The sequence below is a fragment of the Luteimonas aquatica genome, from assembly GCF_022662575.1.
GTDB classification, from domain to species: Bacteria; Pseudomonadota; Gammaproteobacteria; order Xanthomonadales; family Xanthomonadaceae; genus Luteimonas; species Luteimonas aquatica.
This window is the reverse complement of the sequence record NZ_JALBFU010000001.1, coordinates 512,808-529,869: the sequence shown is the minus strand read 5'-3', so window position 1 is coordinate 529,869 and position 17,062 is coordinate 512,808. Positions and strand designations below refer to the sequence as shown.

Sequence of the window (17,062 nt, the reverse complement as noted above, 5' to 3'; positions counted from 1 at the left end):
GCCATGCGCATGCGCACGGCGCCCGCAGGCATAATGCGCGGGCTGCACCCGAACGCGGAGATGGCATCCTCCCCGAACCGCCGGCCCGACGCGCCAGCTGATGATGCCTGCCGAACCCAGCAAGGGCGGCAGGCGCGCGCCCTTTGAAATCACATCAAATACAAGGGCTAACTATGTATTTTTCCTCATCTTTCAGGGTGCTTCCATGACCCCGGCGGGGTGGTGGTGGCAATTGCTGCTGGTGATGGCCGGCGGAGCGCTCGGCGCCGCCGGGCGCTTCTGGGCGGGCGGCTGGCTGCTGCGCCAGTTCGGCGACGGTTTTCCCTGGGGCACCTTCGCGGTGAATCTCGCGGGCTCGTTTGCGGTGGGTTTCGTCGCGGTCATGCTTGAAGGACGCGGACCGTCGGCGCTGTACCTGCGCGCCTTCCTGATCGTCGGCGTCCTTGGCGGACTCACCACGTTCTCGGCGCTGATGCTCGAATGCCTGCTCTACGCGCGCTCGCAACGCGGCGAACTGACGCTGGTATACCTGTCGGCGAGCGTGTTCCTCGGCCTGCTGCTGGTCTGGGCGGGCTCGCGCGCGGCGGCGATGCTGCATCCGGCCGGCTGACGGGCGCCCGCGCCGCCGCGCCGCGGCGATCCAGGCGCGGAACTGCAAGCGCGAGGCGCGGCTGCAATCGCCCGGGCGCGAATGCGATCGGCCGCCATGGCGAATGGCACTGCACGGCGCCCTGACCGTGGCGCAGGCTGGCGTCTCCTCGGCCGACGCCGCCGCCTTTCCGGAGGTCGCACATGCCGTCACATCCGCTGCCGTCATATCCACTTTCGCGCCGGGCCTTCATTTCCGGCAGTACGCTGTCGCTGGCCGCCCTCGCGTTGTCGCCGCTGGCCGCCTGCAGCCACGACGCCGCGCCGGCCGCGCGCGGCGGCGAAGCCGCGAAAACCGCCGCCGCGCCGTTCGCGGGCACGCTGCTCAAGCGCACCATTCCCGCCAGCGGCGAACAGGTGCCGGCGATCGGCATGGGCACGTCGGGCTCGTTCGAGGTCGCCGATTTCGACGGCGACGCGGCGCGCGGCAGCCGCGACGCGCTGCGCGAGGTGCTCAGGCGCTTCGTCGACGCCGGCGCCACCGTGATCGATACCGCGCCGACCTACGGCAACGCCGAGCGGGTGCTGGGCGCGCTGGTGGCCGAGGCGGGCGTGCGCGGCAAGCTGTTCCTGGCGACCAAGCTCTCCGGCGTCGACGGGCGCGAGGCCGGCCTGGCGCAGTTCGAGCAGTCGCTGCGCGACCTGCGCACCGACAAGGTGGAACTGCTGCAGGTCCACAATCTGGGCGACACGCGGACGCAGCTGGCGCTGGCGCGGGAGCTGAAGCAGCAGGGCAGGACCCGCTACGTCGGACTGACCCATTACCTGGAGCGCGCGCATGAGGAACTGGCCGAAGCCATGCGCCGGTTCAAGCCCGATTTCGTGCAGATCAATTATTCCCCCGCCGCGCCCGGGGCGGAGCAGCGCATCTTCCCGCTGGCGCAGGAACTGGGCATCGCGGTGATGGTCAACCGCGCCTTCGACGACGGACGGCTCTTCGCCCGGGTCAAGGGCAAGCCGGTGCCGGCGTGGGCCGGGGAGGTGGGCGCGACGTCCTGGGCGCAGCTGTTCCTGAAATTCGCCCTCGGTCCGACCGCCGTGACGGCGGTGATCCCCGCCACCTCCAAACCCGACAACCAGACCGACAATCTGCGAGCCGGCATCGGCGCCGTGCTCGACGCGAAGCAGCGCGCGGCCCTGGTCGCGGCGCTGGGTTGAGGGCGGGGAGATGCCGCGCCGCCTGCTCGCGCGCCTGTTCGGCCTGGCCGACGACGAGATCGGCGGCGTGGTCGCCGGCTTCTCGCTGTTCTTCCTGCTGTTCGCCGGCTATTTCATGCTGCGTCCGGTGCGCGAGACGATGGGCATCACCGGCGGCGTGAACAACCTGCAATGGCTGTTCACCGGAACGTTCGTCGCCACGCTGGCGGCGATGCCGCTGTTCGGCTGGATCGCCGCGCGCGTGCAGCGCCGGCGCATCCTCTACTGGGTGTTCGGCTTCTTCGCGATCAATCTGGCCGCCTTCGCCGCCGGCTTCCTGGCTTCGCCCGACGACGTCTGGCTGGCGCGCGTGTTCTACATCTGGTTGTCGGTCTTCAACATGATCGCGATCTCGGTGGCCTGGAGCGTGCTGGTCGACCTGTTCGCGACCGGGCAGGCCAGGCGGCTGTTCGGGCTGATGGCGGCCGGCGCCAGCCTCGGCGGGCTGGTGGGGCCTCTGCTCGGCGTGGGCCTGGTGCAGAGCGTCGGCCATGCCGGACTGCTGCTGCTGTCGGCGCTGTTGTTGTTGGCGGCCGCATTCGCCGCGCGCGCGGCGCAGCGCTGGCGCGACGCGCGGCCGCTCTCGGCGGAGGACGTCGCGCAGCGGCAGCGCCCGCTCGGCGGCAGCCCGCTGGCCGGCGCCACCGACGTGCTGCGCTCGCCGTTCATGCTCGGCATCGCCGCGTTCGTGCTGCTGCTGGCGAGCGTGACCACCTTCCTCTATTTCGAGCAGGCGCGCCTGGTGGAGCTCAACTTCCCCGACAAGCGCACGCAGACGCAGGTGTTCGGCACCATCGACGCGGTCGTGCAGGCGCTGGCGATCCTGTCGCAGCTGTTCGTCACCGGGCGCCTGGCGCAGCGCCTGGGCGTGGGCGTGCTGCTGGTGGCGGTGCCGCTGATCACGGTGTTCGGCTTCCTGTGGCTGGCATTGGCGCCGACCTTCGCCGTGCTGGCGGTGGTGATGGTGGTGCGGCGCGCCGGCGAATACGCCTTCATCCGGCCGGGACGCGAGATGCTGTGGACCGTGACCACGCCCGAGGCCAAGTACAAGGCCAAGAATTTCGTCGACTCGGTGGTCTATCGCGGCGCCGACGCGCTGAGCAGCTGGCTCAAGGCCGGCGTCGACGCGCTGGCGCAGCAGCCGACGATCGCGGCGCTGCTCGGCGCGGCGCTGGCGCTGCTGTGGGCCTTCAACGGCAGCGCCCTGGCGCGCGCCCATCGGCGCATCGAGCACGGCTCGGCCGACGGGGCGGGCCGGTCCTGACGGTGGCGTCAGAGACCCGAGGAAGCCGCCGAGATCTGGCCGACCGCGATCGCGATCCGGCCGGCGGCGCCGGCCACCTGCACGGCCGCGTCGACCACGTCGTCGATCGAGCCGAAGGCCTCCGACAGCGCGCCGGCGGAGTCGCCATCCGCCGCGGCCCCGGAGATGCGGCTCACCACGCCGGAGAGGCTGCTCACCGCGCCTGAAATCTCGTCGACGCCGCCGGCGATATTGCCGACCGCGCCCGCGATCTGGCCGACCGGGCCCGGGATCCAGCTCACCAGGCCGGACAGGTTCTCCACCGCATCGGCGACGTCGCCCACGGCGAGCGCGATCTGCGACACCGCGTCGGCGATCTCGCTGGCCGCGCCGACCACCTCGCCGAGCAGCTCGGCCGGATCGCCGCGACCGGCCGCATTGGCCAGCCGGTCGGTGGTGCCGGACAACTGGTCGACGGCACCGGAGAGGCGATCGACCGCGCCTGCGACCTGCGATACCGCGCCGGCGACCTGGCCCACGGGGCCGGGAATGGCGCTGATCTGGGCGGCGATCCGCTGCACCACGGAGGCGATGTCGCCGACCGCCGTGGCGGCCTGGCTGACGGCGTTGGTGACCTGGTCGATCGCGGCCACGCCGTCGCGCACGACATCGTCGCTCTGCGCAAGCGGGAAGCGCTCGATGGCCGGCGTCGAGGCCGAGGAAATTCCTCGCACGGCGCGGTCGCCGCGGGCGAGGGCGTCGTTCAGCCGGCTGGAGAGCGCATCTGCCCGGCCGCCCGGCTGCTGCGGCAATGTCCTGGAGGCCTGCTCGAGCCTGGTCCCCATGTGCTCGACGCTCGTGCGCAACTGTCCGATGGCCTCGTCGAGACCGCCGGGCAGGGGCCGTCCAGGCAAGCCGGAGGGCGGAAAACGCAGGACGTCCGAAAAGACGTGGCTGCCGGGGATGGGGTCGCCGATTCTGTTCATGACAATTCCGTGACAGGGGCGCAACGTGAATGGTGCCGGCCGTTTGTATTCGTTTCGGTCTTCGGGGCACACTCCGGACATGACCCGGGGAAATCAGGCTGAGGCATGTCCCTCGGCGGGACACGATGTCGTCCCGCCGGCGCCCGTGCGCGCCGACGCCGAACTCGCCGACAGCGTCACGCAGCTGCTGGTCGCCGCCCACGACGGCCGCGAGGACGCCTGGCATCGGATCTACGCGCTGCTCTACGAGGACCTGCATCGCATCGCGCGCTCGCAGATCCGCCAGCAGATCGGCCCGCACCTGTCGCCCACCTCGCTGATCAGCGAAACGTGGCTGCGCCTGTCCGGCTCCAAGCTGGCGGTGGAGAACCGTCCGCACCTGACCGCGCTGATTGCGCGCGCCATGCGCTTCGTGCTGCTAGACGAGGCCCGCCGCATGCTCGCCGACAAGCGCGGCGGCGGCGCCGAGAAGGCCAACCTCGACGACGTCGCCGAGCCGAGCGCGGAGCCGCGCCTGGAACAGCTGCTGGTGCTCGGGCAGGCGCTGGACGGGCTGGCGGACATCGACGAGCGCCTGTCCCAGGTGGTGGAACTGCGCTACTTCGGCGGCCTGAGCGAACAGGAGATCGCGGACGTGTTCGGCCTGACCGTGCGCACCGTGCGCCGCGACTGGCGCCGTGCGCGGGCCTACCTGCTCAAGCAGCTGGGCGAGGAGATGGGGCAGGCGGCGATCTGAGAGAAGCGGCGCCGGCGCCGTTCATGGCCCGCGCGGCTTCATGGCCGTCGCAGCGGACGTCTGCTCCAGCATCGCCAGCTTCTTCTGCACGCCGACCACCGCCGTCTGCCTGGTGGCGCCGAGCTGCTGTCCGACTTCGGAAGCCTTTTGCCAATGCGCGCGCGCGGCCGCGCTGTCGCCGCGCGCGAGCGCGATGTCGCCGAGGATGTCGTGCGAGTTGAACACCATCGAGGATCCGGCCAGGCTCGGCAGCGCCTGTTCCGCGTTGCGCAGCAGGATGCGGGCGGCGCGCTCGGCATCCTGCGGCCGGTTCTGTTTCTGATACAGCTCCACCTGGATATAGCGCGCATGCAGGGCGCGATCGTTGCCGGGGCCAAGCAGCTTGGTCAGGGCGGTGGCGATGCGCTCGAGCTCGGCATCGGCTCCTTGGTCCTGTCCGTAGCGCAGGCGCGCCCTGATCAGCATCAGGCGTGCGCCCCACGCAGGCAGGCCTTGCCGTTCGCTTTCGCCGACCACGCGCGTGAACAGGTCGATGATCTCCGGCCAGGGCTTCGGATTGCCGGGGTTCTGGGAAGCCTTGCTGGCCAGCGTCGCCGCCAGGCCGCGCATCGCCATGATCGTTTCCTGGTGCGAGGGGCCATGCGCCCGCATCGCGATGTCGAACGCGCGCCGGGCTTCGTCCAGGCTGGCCGCGTGCTCGCCCAGGAACAGATGCACGCTGGAGAGCACCTGCAGCGCCTGGCCGACCTCCGGATGTTCGGGGCCGAGCACCGTGCGCAGGATGGCCTCGCCCTTCTTTGCCGAGTCCATGGCCGCGGAAAGCTGCGAGTTGGTGTATTGGCTCTCGGCCAGGCGCACCCAGGCCTTGCCGGTTTCCGGATGGTTCTCGCCGAGCATGCGGCGCCGGTTGGCGAGCAGGGTCTGCGCCACGGCCATCGCTCCCTCGCCCTTGCCGATCAGATACAGCGTATGCGCCAGTTCGGCGCGGACGTTGTCGGCGGCGACCGGATCCCTTTTCTCGGTCAGCCGGATGGCGCGCGCGAGGTCGCGTTCGGCGTCCTGATAGTGCAGCAGTTGCGCGCGCCACGCGCCGCGCTGGGTCAGCAGTTCGGCCAGGGGGACGGGGTCGCGCGACGCCATCGCCTCGGCCGAGGCCAGCGCCTGGTTCAGCGTGGCATTGGCATCGTCGAGCCGCGCCATGCCCCATTGCGCGCGCGCCAGCTCGGTGGTGAGCGACAGGCGCGCCATGTCGCCATCCAGGCCGTCCAATTCCCTGGCGGCCTCAAGTCCGGTGTTCGCCGCGCGCGCGGCTTCCGGATAGCGCGACTGGATGTTGAGCAGGCGCGCGAGCGTGGCGTGCAGGCCGGCCTGCTCGTCGGCCTGCGTCAGATGCATGCCCTGGACTTCCTCGACCATGCTCATGGCATGGCGGTAGTCGCCGAGGGTGGCGTAGTTCCTGGCAAGCGCCATCAGGCCCAGGGCGCGGATCGGAGGAGGCGCCGAGGCGCCTCGCTCGCGCAGGCGACGCTCGGCCACCCGCAGCATTTCCGCCGACGCCAGCGGTGCCTGGCTCAGCCCGGTGAGGGTCATGGCGCCGATTGTGTCCTCGAACAGGCGATTGATGTCGCGCGCCGACTCCGCTTCCCGTTCGGCAAGATAGCTGTGCCGGTAGGCGATGCCCGCGCCCAGCGCCAGCGAGGCGACGACTCCCACGCCCAGGGCCACGGCCAGCCTGTTGCGGCGCACGAACAGGCGCAGCCGATAGCCCGCGTCGCCCTCGCGCGCCTGCAGCGGGCGCAGCGACAGCCAGCGGCGCAACTCGTCCTGCAACTGGGCGACCGAGCGGTAGCGGTACGCCGGGTCGGGCGCGACGCATTTCATGGCGATGCTGTCCAGGTCGCCGGCAAGCTGGCGCCGCAGCGCAGCGGCCGAGGTCGCGCGGCGAAGTTCGACCGCCTTCGCCGGCATGTTCGCCACCAGCTTGCTTGGCGGCCGGGGCCGCCATCGCGGATCTTCCAGTGGCGGCGGCAACCCGGCACGCAAGGGCATGACATCGGCGGGCCATTGATCGCAGAGCAGGCGATAGAGCACCGCGCCCAGGGCATAGACGTCCGCGGCCACGCTGTTCCCGGCGCCGTGCAGGGCTTCGGGAGCGGTGTAGCCGAGGGTCATCGCGACGCGCGGCTGCGCCTGCGTCCAGTCGGGCGCGGTCAGCGAGGACAGCCCGAAATCGAGCAACATCGGCCGGCCGTCGTCGTCGACCAGGACGTTGGAGGGCTTGATGTCCGAGTGCAGCGTGGCCTTGCCGTGCGCGTAGGCCACGCCTTCGCAGGCCTGCACGAACAGCGCCACCCGCTCGCGCAGGCCGAGCGTGCGCGCATCGCACCAACGGTCGATCGGTTCGCCCTGCACCAGCTGCATGGCGAACCAGGGGTGCCCCTGGGGATCGATGCCGCCATCGAGCAGCGAGGCGATGTTGGGGTGGCTGAGGCGGGCGAGCGCGTGCCGCTCGTTGCGGATCGCATCGGCGAGCACGGGTGAGGGGATCTCGGTGCGCACGCACTTGAGCGCGACCGTCTGCAGGTATTGTCCGTCGTCGCGATGGGCGCGGTACACCGTGCCCATGCCGCCGGAGCCGAGGATGGCGTCGATGCGCCAGGGGCCGAGCAGGGTGCCCATCCGCGCGTCGGAGGCGGCTTCGCCCGCCGCCGTGGCCGGCGACTGGCAGTGGGCCAGGATGTCGACCGGCGAGGTCTGCAGCAGCCCCGGGTGGGCATCGGCGTGCAGCAGCAGGCGCAGCTCGGCATGCAGTTCCGGATCGCTGACCTGCAGCAGGTCGAGCGCCTGGGTACGTCCGGGTTCGTCCAGCTCGGCGTAGGCATCGAATGCCGCCAGCGCACGGGCCGCCACCGATGGCGTGGTCATGGCGAACGCCGGGGCATGGCGGGGGAGGAGATGGGCATTGGCATCGATATCATGCGCCTTGCGCCTCTAGTGCGTACCGGCCTGCGCCGGCAAAGCGGGCTGTCGTCGCAATCGAAAGATCCCCCGACCGCATGGTTGGCTTCGCCGATACTCCCGTTTCCAATCTCGCTCCTCCGTGCATTCGCGGTGAGGCGGCCGGACAGGACATCGTGCCGCGGCCAGCGTTCACTTCACCCGATGCTTGCCGAGTTTCCGGGCCAGGGTACGGCGATGCATGCCCAGGCGCCGCGCGGCCTCGGAGATATTGAAGTCGGTGGCGGCGAGCATTTCGTGGATGCGTTCCCATTCCAGCGTCTTGATCGAGGTCTGGCGTTCGGTGAGCTGCACCGTGGCGTCGCCCTCGGCGCGCTCGAACGCCGCCTCGATATCGTCGGTATTGGACGGCTTGGCGAGGTAATGGCAGGCGCCGAGCTTGATCGCCTCGACCGCGGTGGCGATGCTGGCGTAGCCGGTCAGCACCACGATCAGCAAGGCCGGGTCGTGGGCGTGCAGCGCCTGCACGCAGGCCAGGCCGGAGCTGCCGCCTGCCAGCTTGAGGTCGACCACGGCGAAACCGGGCGAATAGTCGCGCAGCACCGGCGCGATCTCGTCCAGCGCGGTCGCCGTGCGCACCTCGTAGCCGCGCCGCTCGAAGGAACGGCTGAGGGTGCGCGCGAAGGCGAGGTCGTCCTCCACGATCAGCAATCGGCGCGGTTCAGCGGTCATCGCGCATGTCCATTGAGGGGAGGGTCCGTCAGGGTGAGCGCGGACAGGGGCAGGGTGACGACCACGGCCGCGCCGCCGGCCTCGCGGTTGCCGGCGGTGATGCTGCCGCCGAGCGTGCGCGCCACGTTCAGGGCCAGGAACAGGCCGAGGCCGCCGCCGGGGCGTCCCTTGCTCGACTGGTAGGGCTTGCCGAAGTGCGACAGCATCGCCGGCGCGAAACCGGGACCGGCATCGCGCACCGTCAGCACCAGGTCGTCGCCCTCGCGCGTGGCCTCCAGCGCGACGTAGCCGGGCGAGGCTTCCAGGGCGTTGTCGAGCACGTTGCAGATCATCTGCTTCAGGCCCGAATCGGAGACGATGGCCAGATTCTCGCCGAAGCGGTTGGCGTAGTCGAACACGCGCACCGGGCGGGTGTTGCGCCATTCGGCGACCAGCTCGTCGAGGAAGGCCCCGACCGTGGTCTGCGCCGGCGCCTCGCCGCGCGCCTCGCCGGCCGAGAGCAGGATGCCGGTGACGATGGCCTTGCAGCGGTTGAGCTGGGTCTGCATCTCGTCCAGTTCCTGCAGCAGCTCGGGCTGCTGCGTGAAGGGCGGCATGCGCTTCCAGTCGCCCAGGATCACCGACAGCGTGGCCAGCGGCGTGCCCAGCTCATGCGCGGCGCCGGAGGCGAGCAGGCCCATGCGCACGATGTGCTCCTCTTCGGCGGCGCGCTGGCGCAGGTCGGCCAGGCGCGCGTCGCGGGCGCGCAGCATGCGGCCGATGCGGGTGATGAACACCACCAGCAGCGTGGCGTTGAGCACGAAGCACAGCAGCAAGCCCTGCACGTAGGGATCGGCCAGGCCGCGGTCCGGGTGCGCGGGGATCGTCACCGGGCCCGGGAACATGGCCAGCCCGATGAAGCCGAGGCTGGCCGCCGCGGCCACCGCCCAGCTCGACCAGGAGCGCAGCAGTACCGCCGCCAGCGCCACCTGCAGCAGGTACAGGAACACGAAGGGATTGGCGGCGCCGCCGCTGAGGTAGAGCTGGGCGGTGAGCGTGACCACGTCCACCAGCAGGGCGAGGAACAGCGCGTTGTTGCCGACTTCCTCGCGGTTGCGCCAGCGCAGCATGCTGAACAGGTTGAAGGCCACCAGGCAGGCCAGCACCACCGCCATCGGCAGCAACGGCAGGCGGATGCCGAAGCCGTAGTGGACGAAGACGATCGTCGCGATCTGCCCGATCACCGCGATCCAGCGCAACTGGATCAGCGGATGCATCGACGGCACGCCGCCGCGCGGCCCGATCACCGAGGGTGCGGCGTACTGGAGCGGGCGGGCTGGGGGGGGGGCCTGCATCGTTTTTCCGGACGAACGCGGTCGGGCCGCAACAATAGCGCCCTCCCGCCTGCGGGAGAGGGTCAGAGGAGCGCGGCGCGACGCCTGCGCTCCTCCAGCGCCACGCGCCAGGCGGCGGCCGCGACCATCAACGCGAGGCCGAACCAGGTCAGCGCGTACACCAGATGGTTGTTGCGAAAGCGCACCACCGTCAAGCCGCCGACCGGCCAGCGCGGCCCGGTCGCGTCCCTGGCGCCTTCCCGGTCGGCGTCGACGAAATAGGGCGCCACCGGCCCCAGTCCGCGCGCGGCGGCGATGGCCTGGACGTCGCGCGAATACCAGCGGTCGCGGGCGGGGTCGTTCCTGCGCAGGAAGCCGCCGCCCGGCTCGCTGATGCGCAGCAGGCCGGTCACGCCGGCGGCGAGGGCGGGATTCGCATCCGCGGACTCGTTCCAGCCGGCAGGAACGAAGCCGCGGTTGACCAGCACGAGCGCGCCGTCGTCGGTGCGGAACGGCGACAGCAGCCAGAAACCCGGGCCGAGCTCGGTGACCGCCTGCGTGCGCGTGTCGTGCCCGGAAAGGAAGCGGCCGCGCAGGCGCACGTGCCTGTACTCGTCGCGGGCGGCGGAAACCTGCGGCCATTCGGCGGGCCCGGGCGCGGCGCCCGGTGCGGCATGGATGCGCGATTCCACGCGTTCGATCAGCGCCAGCTTCCAGGCGCGGCGCTCGACCTGCCAGATGCCGAGCGCCAGGAAGCCGGCGATGCCGATCAGGAACAGCAGCGACATCGCGGCCAGGGCGATCGGGCCGCGCGGACGCTTGGGGGTGTGCTGGCGCATCTGCATGATCGGCGAAGGAGGGCGGACGCGGACGCGTGCCTGCGGCTCGCCGCTCCGTTCCGCCTCAGGGCATGTTGCGCATGTCGTGCGGCGACATCGGCATCATGTTGGTGTTCAGGTGATGCATGACCCAGAGCGAGCCGGCCAGCAGGATCACCACCAGCACCAGGGTGAAGATCAGCGCCAGCATGTTCCAGCCGCCTTCCGATTTCGTGTTCATGTGCAGGAAGTAGACCATGTGCACCAGGATCTGCACGACGGCGAAGGCGAGGATCACGAACGCGGTCATGCCCGAGCCGGGGATGACCTTGCCCATCACCAGCCAAAAGGGGATCGCGGTCAGCACCACCGAGAGCACGAAGCCGATGACGTAGCCGCGCAGGCTGCCGTGGGCGCCCTCGTCGTGGTGCCCGTCGTGGCCGTGTCCGGCGTGATCGTGGGGATGGTCGCGGTTGGCGGGCGAGCTCATGGCAGCACTCCCATCAGGTAGACGAAGGTGAAGACGCCGATCCAGACGACGTCGAGGAAGTGCCAGAACATCGACAGGCAGGTCAGGCGGCGGCGGTTCTCCGTGGTCAGGCCGTGCTTGCCGACCTGTGCCATCAGCGTCACCAGCCAGACGATGCCGAAGGTGACGTGCAGGCCGTGGGTGCCGACCAGGGCGAAGAACGCCGACAGGAAGGCGCTGCGCTGCGGACCGGCGCCCTCGTGAATGAGGTGCGCGAACTCGTACAGCTCCAGCCCGATGAAGGCCAGGCCGAACAGCCCGGTGACCGCGAGCCAGGCCTGCACGGCGCCGACCTTGCGCTGCTGCATGGCGATCATCGCGAATCCATACGTGATCGAGGACAGCAGCAGCATCGAGGTGTTGATCGCCACCAGCTGCAGGTCGAACAGGTCCGCGCCCGAGGGGCCGGCGGCGTAGCTGCGCCCGAGCACGCCGTAGACGGCGAACAGGCAGGCGAACACCAGGCAATCGCTCATCAGGTAGAGCCAGAACCCGAGCAGGGTGCCGTTCTCCGGATGGTGCCTGCCCGCGGCGTCGAGGAAGACCGGGCGCCCGTCGGGGTGATGGAGGGCGATGGCGTGGGCGTCAGACATGGGCGGCGGCCAATTGCTGCGTGCGCGCGTTCTCCACGGCGATCACTTGCTCCGCCGGGATGTGGTAGTCGCGCTTGTAGTTGAAGGTGTGGGCGATGGCCGCGGCCAGCATGGCCGCGAACGACACGCCGGCGACCAGCCACATCTGCCAGATCAGCGCGAACGCGCACAGCGTGCTCAGGATCGCGATCACGAAGCCGGCGGCGGTGTTCCTGGGCATGTGGATCGGCAGGAAGCCGGCGGTCGGGCGCTCGAAGCCGCGCTGCTTCATGTCGTGCCAGGCGTCGTTGTCGTGCACCACCGGGGTGAAGGCGAAGTTGTAGTCCGGCGGCGGCGAGGACGTCGACCACTCCAGGGTGCGGCCCTGCCAGGGATCGCCGGTCTCGTCGCGCAGCTGGTGGCGGCGGCGGATGCTGACGTAGAACTGGATCAGCATGCAGGCGATGCCGATGGCGATCAGCACCGCGCCGAAGGCGGCGATCTGGAACCAGATCTGCAGCGAGGGATCGTCGAAATGGCTCATGCGCCGCGTCACGCCCATCAGGCCCAGCACGTACAGCGGCGCGAAGGCGAACCAGAAGCCGGTCAGCCAGAACCAGAACGAGCACTTGCCCCAGAACGGGTCGAGCTTGAAGCCGAATGCCTTCGGCCACCAGAAGTTGATGCCGGCGAACAGGCCGAACAGCACGCCGCCGATGATCACGTTATGGAAGTGCGCGATCAGGAACAGGCTGTTGTGCAGCACGAAGTCGGCCGGCGGCACCGCCAGCAGCACGCCGGTCATTCCGCCGATCACGAAGGTGACCATGAAGCCCACCGTCCACAGCATCGGCACCTCGAAGCGGATGCGGCCGCGGTACATGGTGAACAGCCAGTTGAAGATCTTCGCGCCCGTCGGGATCGAGATGATCATCGTGGTGATGCCGAAGAACGAGTTGACGCTGGCGCCCGAGCCCATGGTGAAGAAGTGGTGCAGCCACACCAGGTACGACAGGATCGTGATCACCACCGTCGCGTAGACCATCGAGGCGTAGCCGAACAGGCGCTTGCCGCTGAAGGTAGACACCACCTCGGAGAAGATGCCGAACACCGGCAGGATCAGGATGTAGACCTCCGGATGGCCCCAGATCCAGATCAGGTTCACGTACATCATGGCGTTTCCGCCAAGGTCGTTGGTGAAGAAGTTAGTGCCGGCGTAGCGGTCCAGCGACAGCAGCACCAGCACCGCGGTCAGCACCGGGAACGCGGCCACGATCAGCACGTTGGTGCACAGTGAGGTCCATGCGAACACCGGCATCTTCATCATCGACATGCCCGGCGCGCGCATCTTGACGATGGTGGCGATCAGGTTGATGCCCGACAGCAATGTGCCGACGCCGGCGATCTGCAGCGCCCATATGTAGTAGTCGACGCCGACCCCGGGGCTGTAGGCGATCCCGGACAGCGGCGGATAGGCCAGCCAGCCGGTCTTGGCGAACTCGCCCAGGAACAGCGAGGCCATCACCAGGCCCGCGCCGCAGGCGGTCATCCAGAAGCTGAAGTTGTTGAGGAACGGGAAGGCGACGTCGCGCGCGCCGATCTGCAGCGGCACGATGTAGTTCATGAAGCCGGTGACCAGCGGCATGGCCACGAAGAAGATCATGATCACGCCGTGGGCGGTGAAGATCTGGTCGTAGTGCTCGGGCGGCAGGTAGCCGAGGTTGTCGCCGAAGGCCATCGCCTGCTGCAGGCGCATCATGATCGCGTCGGCGAAGCCGCGCAGCAGCATCACCAGGCCGAGCACGATGTACATGATGCCGATCTTCTTGTGGTCGATGCTGGTGAACCACTCGCGCCACAGGTAGCCCCACAGGCGGTACCGGGTGATCGTCGCCAGCAGGGCCAGGCCGCCGACCGCCACCATGGCGAAGGTGATCAGCAGGATCGGCTCGTGCAGCGGGATCGCGTCCCAGCTGAGCCGGCCGAAGATCAGCCGGGCGAGGCTTCCCGAGGGATGCGGTTGTTCGACGGGGACGGACATGGAAGCTCCAGGAATCTTGAACGCGGGCGGCGCGCGCGCCGGGCCCGCCTGGTTGCGTCAGGGGGTGAGGTTGACCGGGTTCCACGGCCTGGCCGCGGCCGATTCGGCGGTGCACATCGCCGAGGCCACGAACGGGCCGCCGCGCACGTCGCCCTTGCGGCGCGGCAGCAGCGCCTCGACGCTGCCCAGGCCCAGGCCGCCGGCCGAGTCGATGGCCATCATCTCGTCCATGCACATGCGGTCGGTGTCCACGCAGCGGTTGAGGATCGCGCGGTACAGGCCGCTGGCGACGCCGGCGTAATGGCGCACCGGCTCGCGCTCGCTCGGCTTTTCCAGCTGCAGGTAGTCGCTGCGCCCGAGCTCGGCGCCGCCGCGCACGGTCCGCACCCAGCGCTCGAAACCGTCCTGGCTCAGGCCATGGAACTTGAAGCGCATGCCCGAGAAGCCGGCGCCGCTGTAGTTGGCGGAGAAGCCCTCGTATTCGCCCGGGGCGTTCATCACCGCGTGCAGCGTCGTCTCCATGCCCGGCATGGCGTAGATCTGGCCGGCCAGGGCGGGGATGTAGAAGGAGTTCATCACCGTGGACGAGGTGATCTTGAACCGGATCGGCCGGTCCACCGGCGCGGCCAGCTCGTTCACCGTGGCGATGTTCTGCTCGGGATAGAGGAACAGCCACTTCCAGTCCAGCGCCACCACCTCGACCACCAGCGGCCTGGTCTCCGGCTTGACCGCCTGGCCGGCCTTGATGCGGTCCAGCGGGCGGTAGGGATCGAGCGTATGCGTGCTGACCCAGGTGATCGCGCCCAGCACGATGATGATCAGCAGCGGCGCGGCCCAGATCAGCAGTTCCAGCTGGGTGGAATGGTCCCAGTCCGGCCGGTAGGTGGCGCGGGTGTTGGAGGCGCGGTAGCGCCAGGCGAACACCAGGGTCAGCGCGATCACCGGCACGATGATCAGCAGCATCAGCACGGTCGACACCACGATCAGATCGCCCTGGCGCGCGGCGATGTCGCCGGGCGCATTGAGCAGAATGGTGTTGCAGCCGGTCAGCGAGAGCAGGGCGACGGCGGCCAGCGACAGGCGGCGCAGGGATTTGGGGACGTTCATGAATGCTGCGAGGGCATGTGTCGAGCCGTGGGGGCTCCGCATGGCGCGCACTGTAGTCCCGGCGCCGCCGGCAGACGATTGGACGTTTTGTCCTATGGTCCCGGCCGGGCGCCGGTGAGAAGCTATGATCCGCCCAGGTCCGCGACGGAGGCGCCCGGGCGCCCGCGCCGTGCCGTGAGGCCATCCTCCGCCGCTCCCCGCAGACGCCGTTCGCCCATGCACGTCCACGACCACGTCACCCCCGGCTCTCCCCTGCATCCGCCGCCGCGCGACCAGGCCGCGCATTCGGAGGTGGCGCCCGGCGAGATCGCGGTGGGCGTGGTGATCGGCCGCACCTCGGAATACTTCGACTTCTTCGTCTACGGCATCGCCTCGGTGCTGGTGTTCCCGTCGGTGTTCTTTCCCTTCCTCGACAGGCTGGAGGGCACGCTGTGGTCCTTCGCCGTGTTCGCGCTGGCGTTCGTCGCCCGCCCGTTCGGCACCATGCTGTTCATGTGGATCCAGCGCCGCTGGGAGCGCAGCACCAAGCTCACCATCGCGCTGTTCCTGCTCGGCACCTGCACCGCCGGCATCGCCTTCCTGCCGGGCTACGGCAAGATCGGCGCGCTGTCGATCGTGCTGCTATCGCTGTTCCGCGTGGGGCAGGGCGTGGCGCTGGGCGGCTCCTGGGACGGCCTGCCGTCGCTGCTGGCGCTCAACGCGCCCAAGGGCCGCCGCGGCTGGTACGCCATGCTCGGCCAGCTCGGCGCGCCGGCCGGCTTCATCATCGCCGCGGGGCTGTTCGCTTTCCTGATCACCAGCCTGTCGCAGCAGGACTTCCTCGACTGGGGCTGGCGCTATCCCTTCTTCGCCGCGTTCGCCATCAACGTAGTGGCGCTGTTCGCGCGCCTGCGCCTGGTGGTGACCCACGAGTACGAGCGCGAGCTGGGTGAGCACGAGCTCGAGCCCACGCCGGTGCTGGAGCTGTTCTCGGCCAAGGGCCGCCATGTGGTGATCGGCGCCTTCGCGGCGCTGGCCAGCTATGCGCTGTTCCACATCGTGACGATTTTCCCGCTGTCGTGGATCCTGCTGTACTCCGACCAGTCGATCGCGCAGTTCCTCGGCGTGCAGATTCTTGGTGCCTTCCTCGCGGCGGGTGGCGTGGTCGCGTCCGGCTTCATCGCCGACCGCTTCGGCCGCCCGCGTACCCTGGGCGCGCTGGCCGCCGCGATCGCCATGTTCAGCGGCTTCGCGCCGACATTGCTGGGTTCGGGCACGCTGGGGCAGGACGTCTTCATCCTGGTCGGCTTCGTCCTGCTCGGCCTGTCCTACGGCCAGGCGGCCGGCTCGGTCACGGCCAACTTCGGCTCGAAGTACCGCTACACCGGCGCGGCGCTGACCTCCGACCTGGCCTGGCTGATCGGTGCCGCGTTCGCGCCGCTGGTGGCGCTCGGCCTGTGCGCGCACTTCGGCCTGGCCTTCGTCGGCGTCTATCTGCTCTCCGGCGCGATCGGCACGCTGGCCGCGCTGGGCGTGAACCGGGCGCTGAACCTGAAGAGCTGATCCGGCGGGACAGCCGGCTCCTCGCGGCCCTCGCGCCCGGGCTGCGCGGGGCAGGGGAGGCTAGCCCAGCCCGCGAGCACGCCTGGTGCCCGCATACCAGGCGAGCACGTCGTCCGGAAGCGCGGCATCGAGCGGGATTGACAGCGCCGGGTACGCGTCCAGTTCGTCGAGCAGCGGCTGCAACAGCCGGCCTTGGCCGTTTTCCGCTTGCAGCAGCAGCGGCCGTTGCGCGCCCGCCCATTCGAACAGCAGATCGACACGCCGGACCAGCGCGTCCCGGAGCCATCCCGACATCGGCGCATGCACGCGGTAGCCGTCACGCGCCAGCAGCCGGGCCGCTTCGCGCACGTGTCCGGAGACGCCACGGTACCATTCGGTCTCGCCTCCGGCCGCGCCGCGTACGGTCATCGGCATCGGGGCGTTGTGCAGCCTGACGGGACGCCGCAACGCCAGTTCCAGGTCGCGCGCGTCGCGCTCGCTCTCGGCCTCGACCAGCAGGCCGTTGTCGAGGTCGAAGAACTCGTACCAGCGCGAATGCAGCGAACGGATCCGCTGCAGCGGATCCCGGGAGAATCCGAGCTTGCACAGATCCTCGCCGCCCAGGCAAGGGAAGTGGTAGGCGAACCAGGGCATGCACGGT

Annotated in this window: 15 protein-coding genes and 1 riboswitch; of the genes, 5 read left to right on the top strand and 10 right to left on the bottom strand. The window is 69.8% G+C overall.

The window, feature by feature from the left end; genetic code table 11:
- Positions 1–47 precede the first annotated feature (47 nt).
- A riboswitch (Fluoride riboswitch) is annotated at positions 48–117 on the top strand.
- Positions 118–205: 88 nt separating this feature from the next.
- The 3 genes from crcB (at position 206) to MD221_RS02520 (ending at position 3,109) form a co-directional block, all read left to right on the top strand.
- Positions 206–610: a fluoride efflux transporter CrcB gene (crcB, locus tag MD221_RS02530; protein ID WP_242107585.1), complete on the top strand. Its 405-nt coding sequence runs from the start codon at positions 206–208 to the stop codon at positions 608–610.
- A gap of 182 nt (positions 611–792) precedes the next feature.
- Entirely contained in the window at positions 793–1,806 is a 1,014-nt protein-coding gene (locus MD221_RS02525; RefSeq protein WP_242107583.1) for an aldo/keto reductase, read from the top strand.
- 10 nt (positions 1,807–1,816) lie between these two features.
- Positions 1,817–3,109, top strand: a complete 1,293-nt coding sequence (locus MD221_RS02520; protein WP_242107581.1) for an NTP/NDP exchange transporter — start codon at positions 1,817–1,819, stop codon at positions 3,107–3,109.
- A gap of 8 nt (positions 3,110–3,117) precedes the next feature.
- Here MD221_RS02520 and MD221_RS02515 read toward each other — a convergent pair whose 3' ends face one another.
- Positions 3,118–4,155 carry a methyl-accepting chemotaxis domain-containing protein gene (locus MD221_RS02515; protein ID WP_242107578.1) on the bottom strand — a complete coding sequence of 346 codons (1,038 nt, stop codon included), beginning with the start codon at positions 4,153–4,155 and terminating at the stop codon, positions 3,118–3,120.
- A 64-nt stretch (positions 4,156–4,219) separates the two neighbouring features.
- On the opposite strand from MD221_RS02515, the gene MD221_RS02510 reads away from it, so the two are divergent.
- Positions 4,220–4,810 (top strand): ECF-type sigma factor, encoded by a 591-nt coding sequence (locus tag MD221_RS02510; protein ID WP_242107576.1) that lies wholly within the window; start codon positions 4,220–4,222, stop codon positions 4,808–4,810.
- 21 nt (positions 4,811–4,831) lie between these two features.
- Here the strand turns inward: MD221_RS02510 and MD221_RS02505 are convergent, their stop codons facing one another.
- The 8 genes from MD221_RS02505 to cyoA form a co-directional block, all read right to left on the bottom strand.
- Complete coding sequence (locus MD221_RS02505; RefSeq protein ID WP_242107574.1) at positions 4,832–7,735, bottom strand: protein kinase domain-containing protein; 2,904 nt, start codon at positions 7,733–7,735, stop codon at positions 4,832–4,834.
- A 225-nt stretch (positions 7,736–7,960) separates the two neighbouring features.
- Positions 7,961–8,500: a response regulator transcription factor gene (locus MD221_RS02500; RefSeq protein ID WP_242107572.1), complete on the bottom strand. Its 540-nt coding sequence runs from the start codon at positions 8,498–8,500 to the stop codon at positions 7,961–7,963.
- Positions 8,497–9,834: an ATP-binding protein gene (locus tag MD221_RS02495; protein WP_242107570.1), complete on the bottom strand. Its 1,338-nt coding sequence runs from the start codon at positions 9,832–9,834 to the stop codon at positions 8,497–8,499. The genes MD221_RS02500 and MD221_RS02495 overlap by 4 nt, the downstream gene beginning before the upstream one ends.
- A gap of 62 nt (positions 9,835–9,896) precedes the next feature.
- Positions 9,897–10,652 (bottom strand): SURF1 family protein, encoded by a 756-nt coding sequence (locus tag MD221_RS02490; protein ID WP_242107567.1) that lies wholly within the window; start codon positions 10,650–10,652, stop codon positions 9,897–9,899.
- Between the two features lie 64 nt (positions 10,653–10,716).
- Positions 10,717–11,121 (bottom strand): cytochrome o ubiquinol oxidase subunit IV, encoded by a 405-nt coding sequence (gene cyoD / locus MD221_RS02485; RefSeq protein ID WP_242107565.1) that lies wholly within the window; start codon positions 11,119–11,121, stop codon positions 10,717–10,719.
- Positions 11,118–11,753 (bottom strand): cytochrome o ubiquinol oxidase subunit III, encoded by a 636-nt coding sequence (gene cyoC / locus MD221_RS02480; protein ID WP_242107563.1) that lies wholly within the window; start codon positions 11,751–11,753, stop codon positions 11,118–11,120. The genes cyoD and cyoC overlap by 4 nt, the downstream gene beginning before the upstream one ends.
- Entirely contained in the window at positions 11,746–13,773 is a 2,028-nt protein-coding gene (gene cyoB / locus MD221_RS02475) for a cytochrome o ubiquinol oxidase subunit I (protein WP_242107561.1), read from the bottom strand. Before cyoB ends, cyoC begins: the two co-directional genes overlap by 8 nt.
- A 57-nt stretch (positions 13,774–13,830) precedes the next feature.
- Complete coding sequence (gene cyoA, locus MD221_RS02470; RefSeq protein WP_242107559.1) at positions 13,831–14,880, bottom strand: ubiquinol oxidase subunit II; 1,050 nt, start codon at positions 14,878–14,880, stop codon at positions 13,831–13,833.
- Positions 14,881–15,096: 216 nt separating this feature from the next.
- Here cyoA and MD221_RS02465 point away from each other — a divergent pair, with 216 nt between their 5' ends.
- Positions 15,097–16,422, top strand: coding sequence for an MFS transporter (locus tag MD221_RS02465; protein WP_242107557.1), 1,326 nt, complete (start codon positions 15,097–15,099; stop codon positions 16,420–16,422).
- A gap of 60 nt (positions 16,423–16,482) precedes the next feature.
- Here MD221_RS02465 and MD221_RS02460 read toward each other — a convergent pair whose 3' ends face one another.
- Positions 16,483–17,055 carry a GIY-YIG nuclease family protein gene (locus MD221_RS02460; protein WP_242107555.1) on the bottom strand — a complete coding sequence of 191 codons (573 nt, stop codon included), beginning with the start codon at positions 17,053–17,055 and terminating at the stop codon, positions 16,483–16,485.
- Positions 17,056–17,062: the final 7 nt, after the last annotated feature.